General features: G+C 71.6%; 14 protein-coding genes and 1 pseudogene. 6 read left to right on the top strand and 9 right to left on the bottom strand.

Annotated features, from left to right (window positions below; genetic code table 11):
* Positions 1 to 21: 21 nt before the first annotated feature.
* Complete coding sequence (locus tag AB4039_RS16840) at positions 22 to 1,137, bottom strand: NADAR family protein (RefSeq protein WP_442271082.1); 1,116 nt, start codon at positions 1,135 to 1,137, stop codon at positions 22 to 24.
* A 91-nt stretch (positions 1,138 to 1,228) separates the two neighbouring features.
* On the opposite strand from AB4039_RS16840, the gene AB4039_RS16845 reads away from it, so the two are divergent.
* The gene (locus AB4039_RS16845; RefSeq protein WP_442271083.1) at positions 1,229 to 2,101 is read left to right on the top strand and encodes an endonuclease/exonuclease/phosphatase family protein; all 873 of its coding nucleotides are present in this window, start codon (positions 1,229 to 1,231) and stop codon (positions 2,099 to 2,101) included.
* 299 nt (positions 2,102 to 2,400) lie between these two features.
* On the opposite strand, the gene AB4039_RS16850 is transcribed toward AB4039_RS16845, so the two are convergent.
* The 5 genes from AB4039_RS16850 to AB4039_RS16870 all read right to left on the bottom strand — a co-directional run bounded on the left by AB4039_RS16850 (position 2,401) and on the right by AB4039_RS16870 (position 8,345).
* The gene (locus AB4039_RS16850; RefSeq protein ID WP_442271084.1) at positions 2,401 to 3,387 is read right to left on the bottom strand and encodes a TolB family protein; all 987 of its coding nucleotides are present in this window, start codon (positions 3,385 to 3,387) and stop codon (positions 2,401 to 2,403) included.
* Complete coding sequence (locus AB4039_RS16855; protein ID WP_442271085.1) at positions 3,384 to 4,628, bottom strand: MFS transporter; 1,245 nt, start codon at positions 4,626 to 4,628, stop codon at positions 3,384 to 3,386. Before AB4039_RS16855 ends, AB4039_RS16850 begins: the two co-directional genes overlap by 4 nt.
* Complete coding sequence (locus tag AB4039_RS16860) at positions 4,628 to 5,977, bottom strand: discoidin domain-containing protein (RefSeq protein ID WP_266846406.1); 1,350 nt, start codon at positions 5,975 to 5,977, stop codon at positions 4,628 to 4,630. The genes AB4039_RS16855 and AB4039_RS16860 overlap by 1 nt, the downstream gene beginning before the upstream one ends.
* A 291-nt stretch (positions 5,978 to 6,268) precedes the next feature.
* Positions 6,269 to 6,961, bottom strand: a complete 693-nt coding sequence (locus tag AB4039_RS16865; protein ID WP_442271086.1) for a hypothetical protein — start codon at positions 6,959 to 6,961, stop codon at positions 6,269 to 6,271.
* Positions 6,962 to 7,607: 646 nt separating this feature from the next.
* On the bottom strand, positions 7,608 to 8,345 hold the full coding sequence (locus AB4039_RS16870; RefSeq protein ID WP_442271087.1) for a VOC family protein: 738 nt from the start codon (positions 8,343 to 8,345) through the stop codon (positions 7,608 to 7,610).
* A gap of 801 nt (positions 8,346 to 9,146) precedes the next feature.
* Here AB4039_RS16870 and AB4039_RS16875 point away from each other — a divergent pair.
* Both AB4039_RS16875 and AB4039_RS16880 read left to right on the top strand, forming a co-directional pair.
* The gene (locus AB4039_RS16875) at positions 9,147 to 10,508 is read left to right on the top strand and encodes a tetratricopeptide repeat protein (RefSeq protein WP_442271088.1); all 1,362 of its coding nucleotides are present in this window, start codon (positions 9,147 to 9,149) and stop codon (positions 10,506 to 10,508) included.
* A 17-nt stretch (positions 10,509 to 10,525) separates the two neighbouring features.
* Positions 10,526 to 11,395 (top strand): glycosyltransferase family 2 protein, encoded by an 870-nt coding sequence (locus AB4039_RS16880; RefSeq protein ID WP_442271089.1) that lies wholly within the window; start codon positions 10,526 to 10,528, stop codon positions 11,393 to 11,395.
* A gap of 178 nt (positions 11,396 to 11,573) precedes the next feature.
* Here the strand turns inward: AB4039_RS16880 and AB4039_RS16885 are convergent, their stop codons facing one another.
* Positions 11,574 to 11,801 carry a hypothetical protein gene (locus tag AB4039_RS16885; protein ID WP_266846411.1) on the bottom strand — a complete coding sequence of 76 codons (228 nt, stop codon included), beginning with the start codon at positions 11,799 to 11,801 and terminating at the stop codon, positions 11,574 to 11,576.
* 314 nt (positions 11,802 to 12,115) lie between these two features.
* Entirely contained in the window at positions 12,116 to 12,487 is a 372-nt protein-coding gene (locus AB4039_RS16890) for a winged helix-turn-helix transcriptional regulator (RefSeq protein ID WP_442271090.1), read from the bottom strand.
* 91 nt (positions 12,488 to 12,578) lie between these two features.
* Here AB4039_RS16890 and AB4039_RS16895 point away from each other — a divergent pair, with 91 nt between their 5' ends.
* From AB4039_RS16895 to AB4039_RS16905, 3 genes and pseudogenes are all read left to right on the top strand, one after another.
* Complete coding sequence (locus AB4039_RS16895) at positions 12,579 to 13,418, top strand: SDR family oxidoreductase (protein ID WP_442271091.1); 840 nt, start codon at positions 12,579 to 12,581, stop codon at positions 13,416 to 13,418.
* Between the two features lie 1,328 nt (positions 13,419 to 14,746).
* A pseudogene (locus AB4039_RS16900) lies at positions 14,747 to 14,836 on the top strand (transposase); the annotation flags it as partial.
* Between the two features lie 501 nt (positions 14,837 to 15,337).
* The gene (locus AB4039_RS16905) at positions 15,338 to 16,327 is read left to right on the top strand and encodes a MerR family transcriptional regulator (protein WP_442271104.1); all 990 of its coding nucleotides are present in this window, start codon (positions 15,338 to 15,340) and stop codon (positions 16,325 to 16,327) included.
* Between the two features lie 248 nt (positions 16,328 to 16,575).
* Here the strand turns inward: AB4039_RS16905 and AB4039_RS16910 are convergent, their stop codons facing one another.
* Positions 16,576 to 17,316, bottom strand: coding sequence for an alpha/beta hydrolase (locus tag AB4039_RS16910; RefSeq protein ID WP_442271092.1), 741 nt, complete (start codon positions 17,314 to 17,316; stop codon positions 16,576 to 16,578).
* Positions 17,317 to 17,378: the final 62 nt, after the last annotated feature.

Consider the following 17,378-nt stretch of genomic DNA (forward strand, 5'->3'; position numbering starts at 1 on the left):
GACGGGTGGGCCAGCCCCGCGTCAGTCGACGAGGGTCTGCCGGGCCTGCAGTTCGGAACGGACGAGCTCCAGGAGGCGGCCCGTCCAGTTGCGGCCCCGGCCCCCGTTCTCGCCCCAGAAGCCCGAGTCGGCGTCGTCGTAGAGCACGGTCGCGTCACCCGTGGCGAGCAGGATCGCCGCGAGGTCGGGGTGCTGCTCGTACTTGGCGCGCAGCAGACGGGCCATGACCGCCGTCCGGACCTGCGCCCAGCCCTCGCGCCGCGGCGCCGCGGCCGCGACCGTACGGGCCTTCGCGCCCGACTCCGCCGCCACGACCGCGGTCCGGGCCTCCGGTTCGGCGACGGAACGGGCCCAGTAGGCGTGCGCCACCGACGGGTAGGTGACGTCGCCGACGGTGATGGGGGCGGGGTAGTCGTTGCGCAGGGCCTGCTTGCCCGGGTCTTCGAGCGCCCGCTGCGGATACGAGTGGTAGATCTTGACCGCGGGGGCGAAGGACTCGGCGGGCCCGTCGGCCGGCACCCGTGAAGGGGCCTTCGCGAGCCACTGTTCGCGTTCCTCGAAGTAGGCGACGGCCTCGTCGTACTCCTCTCGCGTGACCGTTTCGTCGGGCTCGTCCGGGGTCCGGCCGCCGGGCCCGGCCACCAGGACCTGGAGGGGGTGGTCCTTGCGGTCCATGTCGCCGAGTGCGTAGAGCCGTACGGTCTCGGGGACCTCCAGGTAGGCGGCGCGGGCGGCGGCCCGGTTGTCCTCCGTACGGTCCGCCATGAAGACGTCCACCGCGGCGAGGCAGCGGTCGGTCGAGTCGGGGCGGCCGTTCAGCTCGTCGATGGTGTCGCGGACTTCGGCGAGCAGCAGGTCCGGAGTCAGCCAGGTGCTCGGTTCGCCGAACGTCCACGAGGCCAGGTGGTGCGCGGAGGCGCGTCCGCCGTCCGGAAGGCTGGTGGCCACCCATCCGCAGCGGAGCTTCTGCTCGAACTCGTCGAGGGTGACCAGCTCCCAGCAGTCGACGAGGCCGTCGGCGTAGACGAAGAGGTCGGTGAGGAAGTAGGAGCCGCCGTTGCATATGAACGCGTGCCGCCAGGTTCCGGGTATGCGGACGCCGTCCGCCGTGCGATGGGTGATCCGGTTGCCGATCATGCCGTGATGATGCCGGACGGACCGGCCGCGAGGTACCTCGATCGTGCGTCGAGGGCGCCGTGTGATGATGTGCGTCCACTCCGGGGAGGCGATGGTGCTGAGAAGGGGCGCGCGGTGGGCCGCGGGCGCGCTGGCCGCGGTCTGCGTGGTGCTGCTCCTGGGCCCCAGCGCACCGAGCCGTGGCTTCCCCCTCGCGCGGCCGCTGCCGTCCGACGACGCTGCCGCCGCCGGGGAGGTCGTACCGGACCGGGTCGGCACCTGGAACATCTGCAATCCGTGCGGTGGGAGCGGGCTCAATTTCGGCCGGGCAAGGGAGATCGCCACGGCCGCGCCGCAGGTCATCGGCCTGCAGGAGGCGTGCGTGCGGGACGTCGAGGAGATCCGCAGGTACCTGGAGGAGGTCTACGGGCTGGTCTACCGGGTCGAGTACGGGTCGGTCCTGCGGAACTGGAACCGCTGCGGGGGGCTGCCGTGGCGGCCGGGCGGCTTCGGCCAGGCGATCCTCTCGGCGGCGCCGATGACGGACCGGGTGAGCGTCGAATACCCCGACGGCGGCTCCGAGGACCGCGGATATCTGGCCGTCACCACGCTGGTGGGCGGCCGGGCCGTCCGCGTCTACGACACCCACCTCGCCGAGCGCCGGCAGGCAGAGGTGCGGGCGGGCCAGGTGGAGGTGCTCGCCGCGGACGTCGCCCGCCATGACCGTGCGATCGTCCTCGGCGACTTCAACGCCGTGCCGGACGCGCCCGAACTCGGTCCGATGTGGGCCCTGGCCCGGGACACGGACCCCGGCTGCCGCCCCTCGCCCGGCGGCGCCGGAATCGACGCCTGCGCGGCGACCACCGATTGGAACAGCACGTTCGACTACGTGTTCCTCCGCGGCACCACCCCGCGCACGCACCGCGTCCGCCCCAGCCCGTACTCGGACCACCACCTGCTGTACACCGACCTGAACCGGGGGTAGCCGTGTCTGATGGCTGCTTGTTGCCGCCGCTACAGCTGCCTTGCGCGGGGCCGCACTCGAACGGGCCTTCGACGTGGTGGTCATCTCGATGGGTCAGTTCGACGGCACCGACCCGGGCTTCCTCGGAGTCGCATGAACCGGCTCACCCCCACCCGGCCCCCACACCACGGCCCGCACCACGGCCCGCGCCGGGCCTCGCGGCCGGGCCCGGCTGATCCGCCCGCCAGGCCCGTCGGCCGCTTTCACGCCCGAACGGGCGCGGTCGCCGGGGAGAAGGTCCCGCGGTACCGACCGGCGGGTCAGTGCACGGCGGCCGGGGAGAAGCCACCGGGGACCAGGAGGCGGGGTTCGGCCGTGCCGTCCGCCGGGACCGACCAGATGTCGTCGGCGCGGCCCCCCCGTCCCGGGAGGGCATAGGCGACGGTCCCGGCGTCCAGCCAGGCCGCTTGGTCGTCGACGCTGCGCGTTTCCGCGAGCGGGTGTTCGCGCATGTCCGCCAGGTCCAGGACGTACAGCCGCCAGGGTGCGGCGGGGTCGTCGGAGACCTTCTTCTTGAAGGCGATGCGGGCGTCGTCCGGTGACAGCGAAGGGCATTCGACGTTCTCGCGCAGGGCCTTCGCGGACCAGTTGCGCAGGTCCCCCTCGACGAGGTGGGTGCGGCCCTTGGTCGACACCGTGGCGTAGAAGCGGTTGTCGTCGCGTGCGAAGGTCACGCCCCAGTAGTTGACGTCGCCGGCGTGATAGCGGGTCCCGTCGATGGTCAGCGGGATCTCCTCCATCGATTTGATCAGGTAACCGGTGCGCAGGTCGAGGATGGAGGTGCGGGTGGAGAAGGCGGTCGTGGCGTAGGAGTCGCCGGTCGCGAAGGCCGTCCAGGACAGTACGTTTCCCGAGGCCGAGACGCGCGCCCGGTTGGGGATGCCGGGTACGGTCACGCGCCTGATCTCGCGCAGCCGCCGGTCCAGTACGAGGGCCTGGGTGCGGGCCGGGATGCCCGGCAGCTTGCGCAGGCACAGGGCGCGTTCCCCCCCGGCGTAGAAGCGCTCGCAGGCGGGTCCTCCCGTGGCGGGCGGCCCCCCTGTGCCGCTGCTGCGGGCGACCCGTCCGGTGGCCGAGTCCCGGTAGTAGAGCCCGGGTTCGGCCAGGCTGAACGATCCGTCCCCGGTGGCGGTCGGCATGCCGCGGTGCCTGGCGTGCAGTACGTAGCCCAGGGAGCCGCCCCCCAGCACCAGGACGGAGAGTACGACGAGGGCGAGGCGGCGGAGCTGTGGCGGTCGGGGGTTCACGGTACCTCCGGGGCGTCGTGGGAGGGTGCGGGTGCGGGCAGGATGCGCCAGCCGGCCACGAGCGCCCCGGCCAGCGCGAGCGCCGCCGTCCACAGGGCGGGCCCCTGCCCCCAGAAGGTCCAGGCGGCCCCGAAGCCCGCGGCGCCCAGCAGCCGGGCCAGCGCCTGGCCGGTCTGGAGCACCGCCAGCCCGCCGGCCCGGCGGTGCGCGTGCAGCACGGGGCCGGCCAAGGCCATCAGGACCCCGTCGGTGGAGGCGTAGAAGACGCCGAGGAGCGCCGGCACCGCGAACACGGTGGGCCAGGCAACGGGAAACAGCAGGACGGCGTACGCTCCGAGCAGCGCGAGGTGCCCGGCCAGGAACGGCAGCCGGCGCCCCACGCGGTCGGCGAGCCGGCCGGCCGGGACGGCGCACACCAGGTATCCGGTGGCGGCGCCGAGCGGCAGCAGGGGGAAGAGGGCGGGCGGCAGGTCGAGGCCTCGCTGGATGAGCAGGTAGAGGAAGGAGTCGCCGATGGTGGCGGCTCCGAGCAGGGAAGCGGCGTACAGGATCCGGCGGAAGGCCGGGTCGCGAAGCGCCCCGTGCCGCAGGAGCGTCGGCCGGACGGGCGGCGCGGGGGCGGCGGAGGGGACGTAGAGGACGAGCAGGAGCACACCGAGCAGGCCCGTGCAGAAGCTGACGGCGAACACCGCGTCGTAGGCGTCGGCGGTGGCCCACAGCACGGCGAAGGCGGCGAGCGGGCCCAGCAGCGCGCCGGTGGTGTCCATGGCGCGGTGCACGCCGAACGCCCGGCCCAGCGTCTCCGGCGGGCCGCTGAGCGAGATCAGCGCGTCGCGCGGGGCGGTGCGCACGCCCTTGCCGAGTCGGTCGGCGGCGAGCGAGGCGGCGATCCCGGCGGTGGCGCCGCCGGCGAGGAGCAGCCCGAGCCGGGACAGCGCGGAGAGGAGGTAGCCCGCGCCGGCGACCCGCTTGTGACGGCCGCCGCGGTCGGCGAGCCGGCCGCCGAGGAGCCGTACGAGCGCGGTGGCTCCGTTGAACATGCCGTCCAGGAAACCGAATTGGAGGGGTGAGAGGCCGAGGCCCAGGACGAGGTAGAGCGGCAGCACGGCCGTGACCATCTCGGAGGAGACGTCGGTGACGAGGCTGACCGCGCCCAGCGCGACGACCGTGGCGGGGACGCGCCGCCGGGCCCCGGCGGAGCGGGGCGGCGCGTCCGGGCGGCCGGTGTTGGCCAGGTACATCAGTGACAGCTGTACTTCGGGCTGGTGTCCTTGACCCCGTCGGTACCGACGTAGCTCCAGCTGTAGCCGGAGTCGGTGAAGTCGAGCTTCAGGACGCCGTACTGGCCGCTGATGCGCTTCTGGCTGTTGGGCTGCACCTGCTCGATCGGGTAGGGCTCGGCGCCGCCCATGCCGCCGACGATCTCCACGATCCCGTCGGCGGCCGCCTTGCCGTCGGGGTTCTGCGGCGCGAACCGCTCGTAGTGGTGGTCGTGTCCGTTGAGGACCAGATCGGCCTTGGCGCCGTAGAGGATCTTCCAGACGGGCTTGGAAACGGGGTCGTTGCCGTGTCCGCCCGAGGAGTACAGGGGGTGGTGCCAGTAGGCGGCCACGCACTGCTTGCCGTTGGCGGCGAGGTCGGCCTTGAGCCAGTCGATCTGGGCCGCCTGGTCGAAGGCGTTGGAGTCGAGGGCGATGAAGTGCCAGTTGCCCTCGTCGAAGCTGTAGTAGCTCTTGCCCTGCGGGTAGGCGATGTTCCCGAAGTACGCCTTGTATCCGGCCAGGGAGCCGGCCGGGTCGTACGTCTCGTGGTTGCCTGGCACGGGGTGGGTCTTGTCCTTGAAGGCGCCCCAGCTCTTGTCGTAGTAGGCGCGGAAGTCGGCGATGCGGGCGTCGTCGTACTGGTTGTCGCCCATCGTCAGGTAGAACTTCGGGTCGATCTGCCGGGCCAGGGCGGCGGTCTTCGGGTGCGCGCAGCCGCTGTCGGAGGCCGTGCACTGGGCGGCGATGTCACCGGCCGCGACGACCGTGAAGGCGCCGCCGCCGGGGGGTGGGCCGCCGTCGACGGTGCCGTACACCTCGGCTTCGAAGAGGGAGTAGCCGTACGCCGTGCCGCGCGCCGTGCCGTACACGCGCAGGTACCTGCCCTTGCCGGAGAGGCCGGCGAGGTCGTCGGTGCCGCCGTTGCCGGCCTTCTCTTCGGCGATCTTGGTCCAGGTCGCGCCGTCGGCGGAGACCTCGACGCGGTAGGCCTTGGCGTAGGCGGACTCCCAGGTCAGCTTGACCCGGGAGACGGTGGCGCCGGCCCCGAGGTCGACGCGGATCCACTGCGGGTCCTTGCCCTCGACGCTGGCCCAGCGGGTCGAGGCGGCGCCGTCGAAGGCGTTCGCGGCGCCGAGCGAGGAGCTCTCGGTGGACGAGGCGGTGGCCGGCCGGCCGCGCGAGATGAGCGGGTCGGCCGCGGCTCCCGCCCGGCCGGGCCAGGCGAGGAGGAGCCCGGCGACGAGGGCGAGCACCGCGGACAAGACGAGGAGGGCGGGCCGAAGCCGACTGCCGGATGTGGGTGGTGGGGTGGAGGGGTGCAGGTGCATGCCTGACTCCTTGACCTGGGGACGGCGAGAGCTGGACACCGGTGCGGGGAACGCCGCCCTCCGGCCCCGGGGGCGAGCAGGGGACGGCGTCACGGCGGCCGGGTCAGAGCTCTCGCTGAGCACGTCATGCCCATGCCATCAGGCACCGTGCCGGGCCGCCGTCGGGGAGCGTAGCCGATAGGAAAGTTTCCTACCAGTGGTTCAACACCGCGGTCTGCGGGGACGATCACGGCGGTACCTCCACCCCGGCGGCCGCCTCCTCTCCGGGCCTTCCCGTAGCCGGCGGTCGGGTTACGACTTGGCCTCGCGGTAGGCACTCAGCGCACTCCGATCCACTTCGCCGAGCAGAGCCTGCCGAGTGGCCTCGTCGGTGTTCCGCGCCTGGGTCCATGTGCGGGCGATGTCGACTCCTTGGGTGCGGAGGCGGTCGGCCAGTTCCGCCTTCGGCGTGTTCCCGAGGCCTTGGAGCCATGTCGCCGTGAGGTAGGCGGCAGGGTCGTCCTGGTAGCTGCCCCGGGTGGTCGGCTCACGCAGCAGGCGGTCGCGTACGGCGGTCCGCCACGCTTGGTCACGGGCGTACGCGTCGGCGACGCCGTCCAGGATGCCGAGTGCCCGGGCGTTCTTCGTCGGAGGGAGGGAGAGGGCGCCTCCCGTCGCGTCGCCCGGGACGGCTGCGAGCCGCTGCGCCGCGTACCGGGTCTCTGCCAGACGCAGGATCGCGTACGCCTGGGGATCCTGGGTGACGGCGTGCACGACGTTGCGGAAGACGAGGTTGTCGACTGCCAGGTGATAGGTGCCTGAGGTCTCCCACGGGCCGTCGTCCGGGTCCCCCTTGACGACGTACTGGGAGTCGAGTCCGGCGAGCAGCTCATGCGTGTCTTCCGCGAAGTCCGCGAGCACGGTGGCCAGCGGCACCCGTAGAGCGGCATCTATCCGGAGATTCTTCGTGTATCCGAGCCCGGGAGAGAAGAACACGTCCTTCACGGCCTGTGCCTGTGCCTGTGCCTGTGCCTGTGCCTGTGCCTGTGCCTGTGCCTGTGCCTGTGCCTGTGCCTGTGCCTGTGAAATGCCTGCCCTGCTCGGCGGCCGTGGCCTTCACGATGGCCTGACCGAGCGCGGCACAGCTCATACCGGGATGCACGTCCGCCCCCACGGACTTCTGTACGCGCCCGTCCTCGGGCAGGCCGTTGCAGGGAGCGGCCGTATCGCGCCCGAACGTGAGCCATGCGCCGAGCGCCCCCAACAGGGCCAGACCCGCCAGCAGCACGGACCATATCTTGACCGGCACCGTACGCCGGGTCGTCTTCCCCGTCATGGCTGGCCCCATTCCTCTTCGTCGTCCGGCTCAGTTGGCCGTGTCTGTCAGGTACTTCTGCGCGGTCGCGGTCCCGCGTACCCGTCCGCCGTGGGGAATCTGTTCCAGCGAGATGAAAGGGAGAGCCACCCTGGACGGCCCCCCCCAGGGGCCGTCCAGGGTGGCCTGAGGCCAGCGCGTAGCGCCGCCGTAGGCGCCCAAGCCGTGCGGGCACCGCCGACGGCTACAGACGCCATCCCCGTCTCGGGCGGCGCGGGCTGACGCCACGCGGGCTTCGCCGCCGCCCCGGGAACCAGCCGGAGTCGTTGCTCAAGGTCAGCGAGGTGAAAGGAGGCAGAACTCGTTGCCTTCCGGGTCGGCCAGAACCGTCCAGGAGATGGCGGACTGATCGATGTCAGGGTCGGTGGCACCCAGGGCGCGCAGTCGGGCTGCCTCTGCGGCCAGGTCGTCACCGGGGTAGGGGCAGACGTCGAGGTGGACGCGGTTCCACACGCTCTTGGTGTCGGGGGTGCGGACGAACTCCAGGTAGGGGCCGACGCCTCTGGCGGAGCGCATGGTCGCCTGATCGTCGGTGACCTCGTGCAGCGTCCAGTCCATCGCCTCGTCCCAGAACCGGGCCATCGCTCGCGGGTCGGTGCAGTCGACCACCACCGCGGCGATCGGCCCGGTGTCCTGGTAGATCGGACGGGGCTCCAGGACGCAGAACTCGTTGCCTTCCGGGTCGGCCATGACCGTCCAGGGGACGTCGCCCTGACCCACGTCGGCGAGCGTAGCGCCGAGATCCTTCAAGCGCGCGACCAGTTCCTCCTGATGGGCGGTCGAGGTGGTGGCCAGATCAAGGTGCACGCGGTTCTTGACGGTTTTGGGTTCCGGGCGGGAGATGATGTCGATGCAGACGGCCACGGGGTCGGGGTAGGCGAAGCCCACGGGTTCGAGGTTGGTCACGCCGGGTCCCTCGCTGTCGACACCCCAGCCGAGTGCCTCCGCCCAGAACCGGCCGAGCACGGAGTCGTCCTGAGCCTTCATATTGATTTGCACGAGTCGTGTTGCCATGCGGCAGATCCTAGAAGCTGCCGTGGCCCGGGTTGCGCAAGTGAGTGATGTGCTCCATCAGGTACTGACCGTGGTCGCCCTCGTCGAGAGGTGTGCGAGTTTTTGTGAACGAAGGCGCGGCCCGATTACGCCGCCCACATCCGACCGGCCAGTGGCATGGGCCCGAAACTCGACCGGCTCGCCGACGCCACTGACCGATCGGAGGCCCGTCGGCTGCGGCCGGCCTCCCGCCTTCCAGGGCACCGGGACGGCGTGGTGTGCGGCTGGAAGATCTGAGGTGGCGGGCACCTGGCTGCTCCTGCTCGTCGTCGGGGTGGCGGGAGGTTCGGGCCGCTGCGCCGGCCTCGCGGCGCAGGAAGTCGGGAAGCGCCCCGGGGGTGTTGTCGAGCCAGGCGACGTAGCGGGCCACGCCTTCCTCCACGGTGACGTCGGGCTCCCAGTCCAGGGCGGCGCTCATGCGGGTCGTGTCGGCCGTGCCGCCCAGCGGGTCGCCCTCGGGGGGTCGCGGGGTAGGCGTCGAGCTTGCCCACGGCGAGGACGCGGGCTCCGGCGGCGCGCAGGCGGGCGGTGATGCGGGAGCCGACCAGGCCCCCGCCTCCGGTGACCACCACGGTCGAGCCGGAGAGGGCGGCGGACTGGGCGGGGGATACGGCGGCGGACAGGGCGGCGTCGGTCAACGTCACGGTGGTCTCCTCGTATGTGGCGTGATGGACAGTGAATTCGCCTGCACGGATGGTGAGTACGGTGGAGGCAGCGGGAACCCGTTCAACCCGTTCAAGATCGCTTGCGAGGGGGCCCGCGTTGTCAGGGGAACGGAGACCGAACAGTGCGCTGGCGGACGGGATCTCCGAGGCCGGGGTCACGTACTACGCGCTGGCCAGGGAGATCCGCTCGGTGGCGGCCGAGGCGGGCCGGCGTTTGAGTACCGGTCCGTCGGCCGTCGCCTACTGGGTCTCCGGAGGTAAGCCCTCCGGTCAGACGCCCGCCTACATCGCCGAGGCCCTGACCAGAAGGACGAAGCGGAAGGTGACCGTCGCCGAGACCGGTCAAGGCTCCGCTGTCATCGGTGGGGCCCTGGAAGCCGATCCGCTGGCCGCCATCGCCGATCTCGGGAGATCCGTCATGCAAGGTCGCCGTGACTTCCTTGGCGCCGCGTTCACCGCCGCCGCCGTCGGCATGCCCGTGAACTACGACCACGAAGCGGTAGCCGCGACACTCAGGGCGGCCGAGACCGGCGGCAGCGTCGGCCCGGGCGAGGTGACGACGGTCCGGCAGCTCACCGAGATGTTCCGCAGCGTGGACGAACGGATGGGCGGCGGCCACGGCCTGAGCACCGTCACCGCCTACCTGACCGACACCGTCGCACCGATGCTGACCGCCCGGTTCCCCTCCCCCACGGTCCGCTCCGAGGCGTTCGGGGCGGCGGCCCAGCTGGCCTGCCTGGTCGGCCGGAAGCACCACGACCTCGGGCGCGAGGGCGCCGCGCAGAGGTACTACCTGCTGGGCTACCAGCTCGCCTGCGAGGCCGACCCGGACGGCCACGCCGCGTGGATGATGCGCGCCCTGACCCACCAGGCTTTGGACCTGGGGCACCCCGGCTCGTGTCCGGAGCCGGCCGAAGCCGCGCTGCACCGGGCCGCGGGGAAGGTGGACCGGCAGACCGAGGCCCTGCTGCTGGTGACGTGTACCAGGGCGTACGGGGCCGGCGGACAGGCCGCTCGGGCGGCGCGCGCCCTGCTTGCGGCGGAGGACGCGGTGACGGACACGCGTGACCCGGTCCCCGCCTACGCCGCCGCCTCGGGCCCGGTGGCGGCCACGGTCGCCTCCCACATGGGCAAGACCCTGACCGTCATGAAGGACCACACGGCCGCCGAACGGCACTACCGGCGGGCCCCGGCGGGCCGCACCCCGGGCACCTACCAGCTCAAGCACGGGCTGACCCTGGCCGACCTGGGCCGGTCGGTGGCCGGCCAGCACCGCCACGAGGAAGCCGTGGGCCTGTGGTCCCGGTCCCTGGACTTCATGGGCGGCGTGGTCTCCGACCGCAACCGGCAGGCGGTCCGGGAGATCCAGGGGACGGCTGCCGGATACCGCAAGCGCGGTGTGGCCGGTGCGGCAAGCCTGGACCAGCGCGCCACCGGACTACTGCGAAACCACGTGTGAGAGGAACGGGCAACGGAATGCCGAAGATCGGGGTTGTGGTCCTGACCATGGGCGACCGACCCGCAGAGCTGCAAGCTCTGCTGGACTCGGTTGCCGCCCAGGAAGGCGATCCGGCAACGGTCGTGGTCCTGGCCCAGGGCGTTGCCCTGCCCCCGCTCCCGGACGGGGTGGACGGGGTCGGGCTGCCGGAGAACCTGGGCATCCCCGGCGGCCGGAACGCCGGCGTGCGGTGGCTGCGTGAGCGCGGCGGCGTCGACGTCGTGGTGGTCCTGGACGATGACGGTCTGCTGCCGCGTACGGACACCTTCCGGCTGGTCCGGGAAGCGTTCGCCGCCAACCCGCGTCTGGGTGTCGCCGGCTTCCGGATCGCGGACGAGACCGGAGCGAGCCAGCGCAGGCATGTCCCCCGCCTGGGCGGCAGGAACCCGCTGGTGTCCGGACCGGTGACGACGTTCCTCGGCGGCGGCCACGCCATCCGCACGAGCGTGATCGACCAAGTGGGCGACTTCCCCGCCCCGTTCTTCTACGCCCACGAGGAAACCGACTTCGCCTGGCGGGCGCTGAACGCCGGATGGGAGATCGACTACCGGGCCGACATGGTGCTGCAGCACCCGCGCACCGCAGCCTCCCGCCACAAGGTGTACTACCGCAACACCGGCCGGAACCGCGTCTGGCTGGCCAAGCGGCACCTACCCGCCGTCCTCGTGCCGGTCTACCTGGCGACGTGGGCCGCGTACACCCTGGTGCAACGACCACCGCTGTCGGGGCTGGCCGCCTGGTGGTCCGGCTTCTTCGAAGGCGTACGCACACCGTGCCCGCCCAGGCGGCCCATGCGGTGGCGGACGGTATGGCGGATGACACGGCTGGGACGCCCCCCGGTGTTCTGACGGGCGGACACCCGGCGTGTGCGCGGCGCGTGCGCGGGGCGCGTGTACGCGGCGCGTGCGCTGGGCGAACGGCTCGGCCGGCCCGTCGACGTCGCCGAGATCGGCATGAGCGAGGTGCTCGTGAACAGGGCGCGCCTGGGCGGCGGGAGCCGCTGGTGTCCGGCGACAGGCCCGCCGGTCAGGCGACCTCCTGGCGCTCGGGCGCCTTCCGCAGCTTCACGCCGCCGACGATGAGTGCCAGCCCCACGACGACGATGCCTAGGTACGCGGCGGGCGGAAGGTCGACGACCTTGTGCATCCAGCCCCACTCCGTGCCGAAGAAGCTCTGCGAAGCGAAGCTGACGAGCCCCTGGGCTCCTACGACGTAGCCGATGCTTTCGATGGTGTACCCGATGGTTGTTCGCACGGATCAATCCTCTCGCGGCGGTGCCGCAAGATCCTCCTCCCCAGGGCCGAAAACGCGGTAGGCCGAAGGATGCAGTCGCTCGCCCAGAGCACCGGCACGCCACCCCGCCTCGGCATGCGGGCCGGGTTGTGTCAGGCAACCGTGCCGCAGCACAGAAGGTGAGCCGGCCCTCCTCTGGCGGGGGTCAGCATCCTCGGTCGCAAATCGCCCGCAGCCACGGTTCCCTGACGGCGTGCATCCACGCCGCCTGGCAGTTGATGACCACGAGGAAGGACCTGGTCGCGTCGGGGATGTGCACCGGCCACGCTACGACGCTACCCCGCGCCGCGCGGTGACAGCCGCCGTGTGATCCGGTCGAACAGTTCCGTCAGCGGCTCGCCGATGTCCCGGCCGAACTCGGTCAGCCCGTAGGTGACCTGGGGCGGCGTCGTCGGCTCGACCTTCCGCCAGACCAGGCCGTCCTGGACCAGCGCGCGCAGGGTCTGGGCGAGCATCTTCTCGCTGATGCCCTGGATGCCATCGCGCAGCTCGTAGAACCGGAGATCGTTGCTCCGCAAGGAGATCAGCACCCAGGTACCCCACCTGCTGGTCACATGGTCGACCACATCACGCGCGGGGCAGTCGGTGTGAAACACCTCATACCGTTGCCCCGCCTCGGCCTGGTTGAGCTGCGCGCCTTCCACCATGTGATGAGCTTACCCCCAGGTATGTCCTTACCAAGAGTTAGCCCTACTCCTAGCGTCGATGCCACATCGGACCTCGAACAAGGAGCTGATCATGATCGTGGTGACCGGGGCTACCGGGAATGTGGGCCGGCCGTTGACGCGGGCACTGGCCGAGGCGGGCCGGCAGGTGACGGCGGTGTCGCGGCACGCGGCGGCGGCGCCCGACGGTGTCCGCCACATGGTGGCCGATCTGGCCGAGCCGAACGGCCTTGAGCCCGCACTGGCCGGGGCGACAGCGCTGTTTCTGCTGCTGTCCGGCGACATGCACGCCGTCGGAGCCCACCCGGCCGACATCATCGGCCAAGCCGTGGCCGGCGGGGTCCGCCGAGTCGTCCTGCTCTCCTCGCTGGGCGTGGCGACCAGGCCCTTCGGCCCGACGCGGATCGCGATACGAGAGGTGGAGGACGCACTGCGGGACTCCGGCCTGGACTGGTCCATCCTGCGGCCGGGCGGCTTCGCCTCCAACGCCCTGTGGTGGGCCGATTCCGTCCGCACGCGGCGGGTCGTCGCCGCGCCCTTCGGCGATGTCGGGGTGCCGGTCATCGATCCTGCGGACATCGCCGAGGTCGCGGCGGCCTGCCTTCTGGATGACCGGCACGCCGGCGGTGTGTACGAACTGACGGGCCCTGAGGTGATCACGCCGCGCCGGCAGGCGGAGGCCATCGCCACCGCGCTGGGCTCGCCGGTGCGGTTTCAGGAACTCACCCGCGACGAGGCCAGCGCCGCCATGGCCCGGAGCATGCCCGTGGACCTCGCCGAGGACACCCTGGACATCCTCGGCGCCCCGAACCCAGCCGAGCTGCGCGTCAGCCCGGACACACGGAGCGTCCTCGGTCGCGCCCCGCGCCCCTTCGCCGACTGGGCGGCCCGCAACGTCGCCGCGTTCCGCTGAAACTGCCCTGCCCGCCCGGCGATCCACCGCTGACAGTCGCCGCCGGACCTGATCCGTGACGCCACGGAGCTGACGGGCACCCGGCTGGACACCCGGAACACGGGCAGCGGTCCCTGCAATCCCCGGTCCGCGAGTCGGAGCTCGCACGTCACCCAGTACTCGTCAAGGAGGTCCAGCAGTCCAAAGGCCAGCCGCACCCGCTCGGCCGACTCCAGACCTTCGTCGGTGACCGCCTCACCTGTCCAGGAGTGCGCGACCTCGTTGGTCGTGAGGGGCCGGTCTTGCATCTCCGCATCGGCCCACCCGGCATGTCTCTCTACGACGCCCCGGTCGGCGAGCCAACGCCGCGCATCTTCCATGGCCGCATCTCCCTGCGAACAATATGACGAAAGGCGAAAGGTGCCTGACCACCATGCGTGACTCCCGAACCCATTGATATCGATCACGGCGACGGCATCAAGACGCTCTCCGAAGCCGCGAGCAAACGACTCCCGTCCCCGCCTCCAATGCCAACCGGGGCCGCCCTGACCCCGAACCGCCGCATGCAATCGTCAACCGATGACCGATACGAGGCGGCTTCGCCGTCGCCGATACCCGCCGCAGACGGACAGGGGCACCTGCGGACACACGTGGCACCACCTGCCCGCGCCCTCCAAGGAGCCGTAACAGCAGCTGCTCCCAGCCCTTCGCCGGTGAACCCACCGGAAGCCGCGCCCAGGCCGAGCGGAACGGCCGAGTCGGACCCCGGTGCGGGTGGCGGCCGTAGAGCGGAGTGAGGGAGCGAGTGGTTACCGCCGTCACCCGCAGTCCCGGCCAGCGTGTCCGCCTGGGCGGGTGGCGGGCCGGCCCGCCGCGGCTGCCGCCCCGGACGGCGCCGGTACGCTCCGGGGCTTCACGCCGTCGCCCTGGGCGGGGACACGATGCTCGACCCGCTCGCGGTCGAGTCGGGCACCAGCGGCAGGCTGAACGTCCTCGGGCACGAGCTCGGCCACACCCTCGGCCTCTGCCACAAGAGCCGCGACGTGGCGTCGATCCTTGGGCCTCCCCCACGTCGACGCTGTGGGTCACGGAGCCGGCCGACGTGGACATCGCGAACTACCGGAATTTGTGGGGCTGATGAAGCGCAGGGCGTTCGTCGAAGCCACCCCGCAGCCGCCGTGCGAGGACCTCGTCACCGACGCTGCGGGTCAATACAGCTAGGGCCTGTCGGGAAAGTGGATCTTGTTCGTAGATGATCACTTGTTGTGGGACGTGGTGATCTGACGAATGGCCAGTGAGCCCGGCTTGAGCCGTTGCTGCCGCAGGGCATCAAGCCGGGTCGTCCGCAGGTGTGGACGCGGCGGCAGCTGATAGACGGCATACGGTGGCGGACGCGGACCGGCGCCCCATGGCGTGATGTGCCGGAGCGTTACGGGCCGTGGGACCGGGTCCATGACCTGTTCCGGCGCTGGCAGCGGGACGGGACCTGGGCCCGGATCCTCACCCGGCTCCAAGCCGAAGCCGACGCGAAGGGCCTGATCACCTGGGACGTGAACGTCGACTCCACCGTCTGCCGGGCCCACCAGCACGCCGCCGGGGCGGCGAAAAGGGGGATCTCCAGAAGGAACCGCCCGGCGGAGTGTCCGTCGAGCCGGCCGGGCAGCGGGGTGACTCACCGCAGTTCAAGCCAGTGTGGAAGCGATTCGGGTGCCCCGGGTGGGTCTCGGCAGGCCGCGCCCTGGTCCGTGGTGTCGATCAGGTGGGGGTCGGGTGCACGACGAGCTCGGCTGCGGCTGCGGCTGCGGCTGCGGCTGCGGCTGCGGCTGCGCGCATCGTGCGGTGATGTCGCCGGGGGTCCATGGTGTCGTGGTCATTCGTTTTGGCAGGGGCGCACCGGGCGGCTTGACTCTCCAGTGACTGGAGACCGGAGAGTTGCTGTCATGAACGGCATGACGCCCCCGCACTCGATCGGCGACCTCTCCACCCGTACCGGCATCCCGGTCCGCACGATCCGGTTCTACTCGGACACCGGGCTGTTGCCCCCGACCCGGCGAAACCGCTCCGGATACCGCCGCTACGACGACGTGGCCCTCGACCGGCTGCGGACGATCAGTGTGCTGCGGGAGCTGGACATCGGCCTGCCCACCGTCCGCCGCGTTCTCGACGGCGGTCTCTCCCTCATTGAGGTCGCCACCGCGCACGCAAGCGCCACCGAGCTCCAGATCCGGGCCCTGCGCACACGGCTGAGCCTCCTGCGTTCCATGGCCGGACGCGGCGCCACTCCTGAGGAGATCACTCGAATGCACCGCCTGACCCGTCTCGCCTCCGACGAACGACGCCGCCTGGTGGCCGACTTCCTGAGCGGCCTCCAGGCCGACACACCCGCCGCCCGGAGTGCGGTCGCCGCCCTGCGCACTGCCGTGCCCGACCTTCCCGATGATCCGTCCGACGCGCAGCTCGACGCTTGGCTGGAGATCACCGAGCTGATCGCGGACGACACCTTCCGCGCGCTCCTGGCCCGGGCCGCGCTCCCGCCCGCCGACGAGGACGCCCTTGCGGGTATCGCCCCGGGAGAAGCGGCGGATCTCATGTGCTTCGCCCGGCAGGCGGTCGCCGCCGCTGTGGACGCGGGAACCGAACCGGAGAGCGACCTGGCCGTCCCCGTGGTCGACGCCGTAGTGGCGCGCTTCACCGCCGCACTCGACCGGCCCGATGACGGTGACCTGCGGGAATGGATGGCCCGGCAGCTCGCGGTGGGGCACGACCCTCTCGTAGCGCGGTACTGGCGCCTGGTCTGGACCGTCAACGGCTGGCACGTGCTCCCCGGGCACCTGCCCTTCCAGCCCTGGCTGGTCACGGCCCTGCGCACGCCACGGCCGCACAAGCTCGGCCCCCGGTCCACCGAAGCCCACCACGACGCTCCGTCATAGGTGATCCGCCCAACTCGGCCGCCGCAACCGAACCGATTCAGGTCGGCAGCCTGGGCTCCGGACCCACTGCCCCATCCACGGGACGGGCTCCCGGAACTGCTCATCCGTCGCCATCGGGCACGCGTGCCCCTGCCGAGTCGGCAGGGGCACGCGGCGTAGACACGCGCAGGAGCGCCAGGACCCGACCTCGACGAGGAGCATCCTGGCCGGCCCGGCCTACCGTCTGCCGGTGGCCCGACGTCGCGGGCTCACCTCAGGTGCCGGGTGAAGAACCGGGCCGCAACGTCCCCCGCGAACTGCGGGACGCCCGTGTGCCCGCCCATATTGGCGTGGAGGGACTTCTCCTCGGAGCCGAAGGCGTCGAACAGGTCCAGGGACGCCTGCCGGTCGTTCCCCTCGTCGTCCCACTGCAACAGGACGTGCAGCGGGATCGTGACCCGGCGGGCCTCCTCGAAGACGGCGCGAGGCACGAAGCTCCCGGCGAAGAGTCCAGCGGCCACGATGCGCGGCTCGACCGCCGCAAGGCGAACGCCGATGGAGATCACTCCCCCCGAGTACCCGACCGGGCCGTCGATCTCGGGCAGCGACAGGAAGGCGTCCAGGGCGGCCTGCCATTCCGGGACCGCCTTGTCGACGAGCGGGAGGACGAGGGCGTCGATGACCTCGTCGCTGACCGGCTCGCCGGCTTCCATCGCGTGGCGCAGGTCGGCGCGGGCCTGCTCAGCGGCGGGCCAACGGGGCCGGTCGCCGCTTCCGGGGAGCTCGATGGTGGCCGCGGCGAAGCCATCCGCCGCGGCCTGCCGGGCCCGTTCCACGAGGCGGGGGTACATCTTGCGCAGTCCGAGCGGGGGGTGGCCCAGCAGGATCAGCGGCACCGGTGCGGAGTCGGAAGCGGACGCGGGCGTCCACAGGATTCCGGGGATCTCACCGAGGGTGAATGCGCGCTCCAGGACGCCGTCGTCGAGGAGCTGTTCAGAAATGAAGTGCATGGTCGTGCCTTTCGGGAGTGCTCATGAACGGCGCTCCCGGACGACCTATCGCCCGACCGTGA

The sequence above is a fragment of the Streptomyces sp. M-16 genome (assembly GCF_052114405.1).
Taxonomy (GTDB): Bacteria; Actinomycetota; Actinomycetes; order Streptomycetales; family Streptomycetaceae; genus Streptomyces.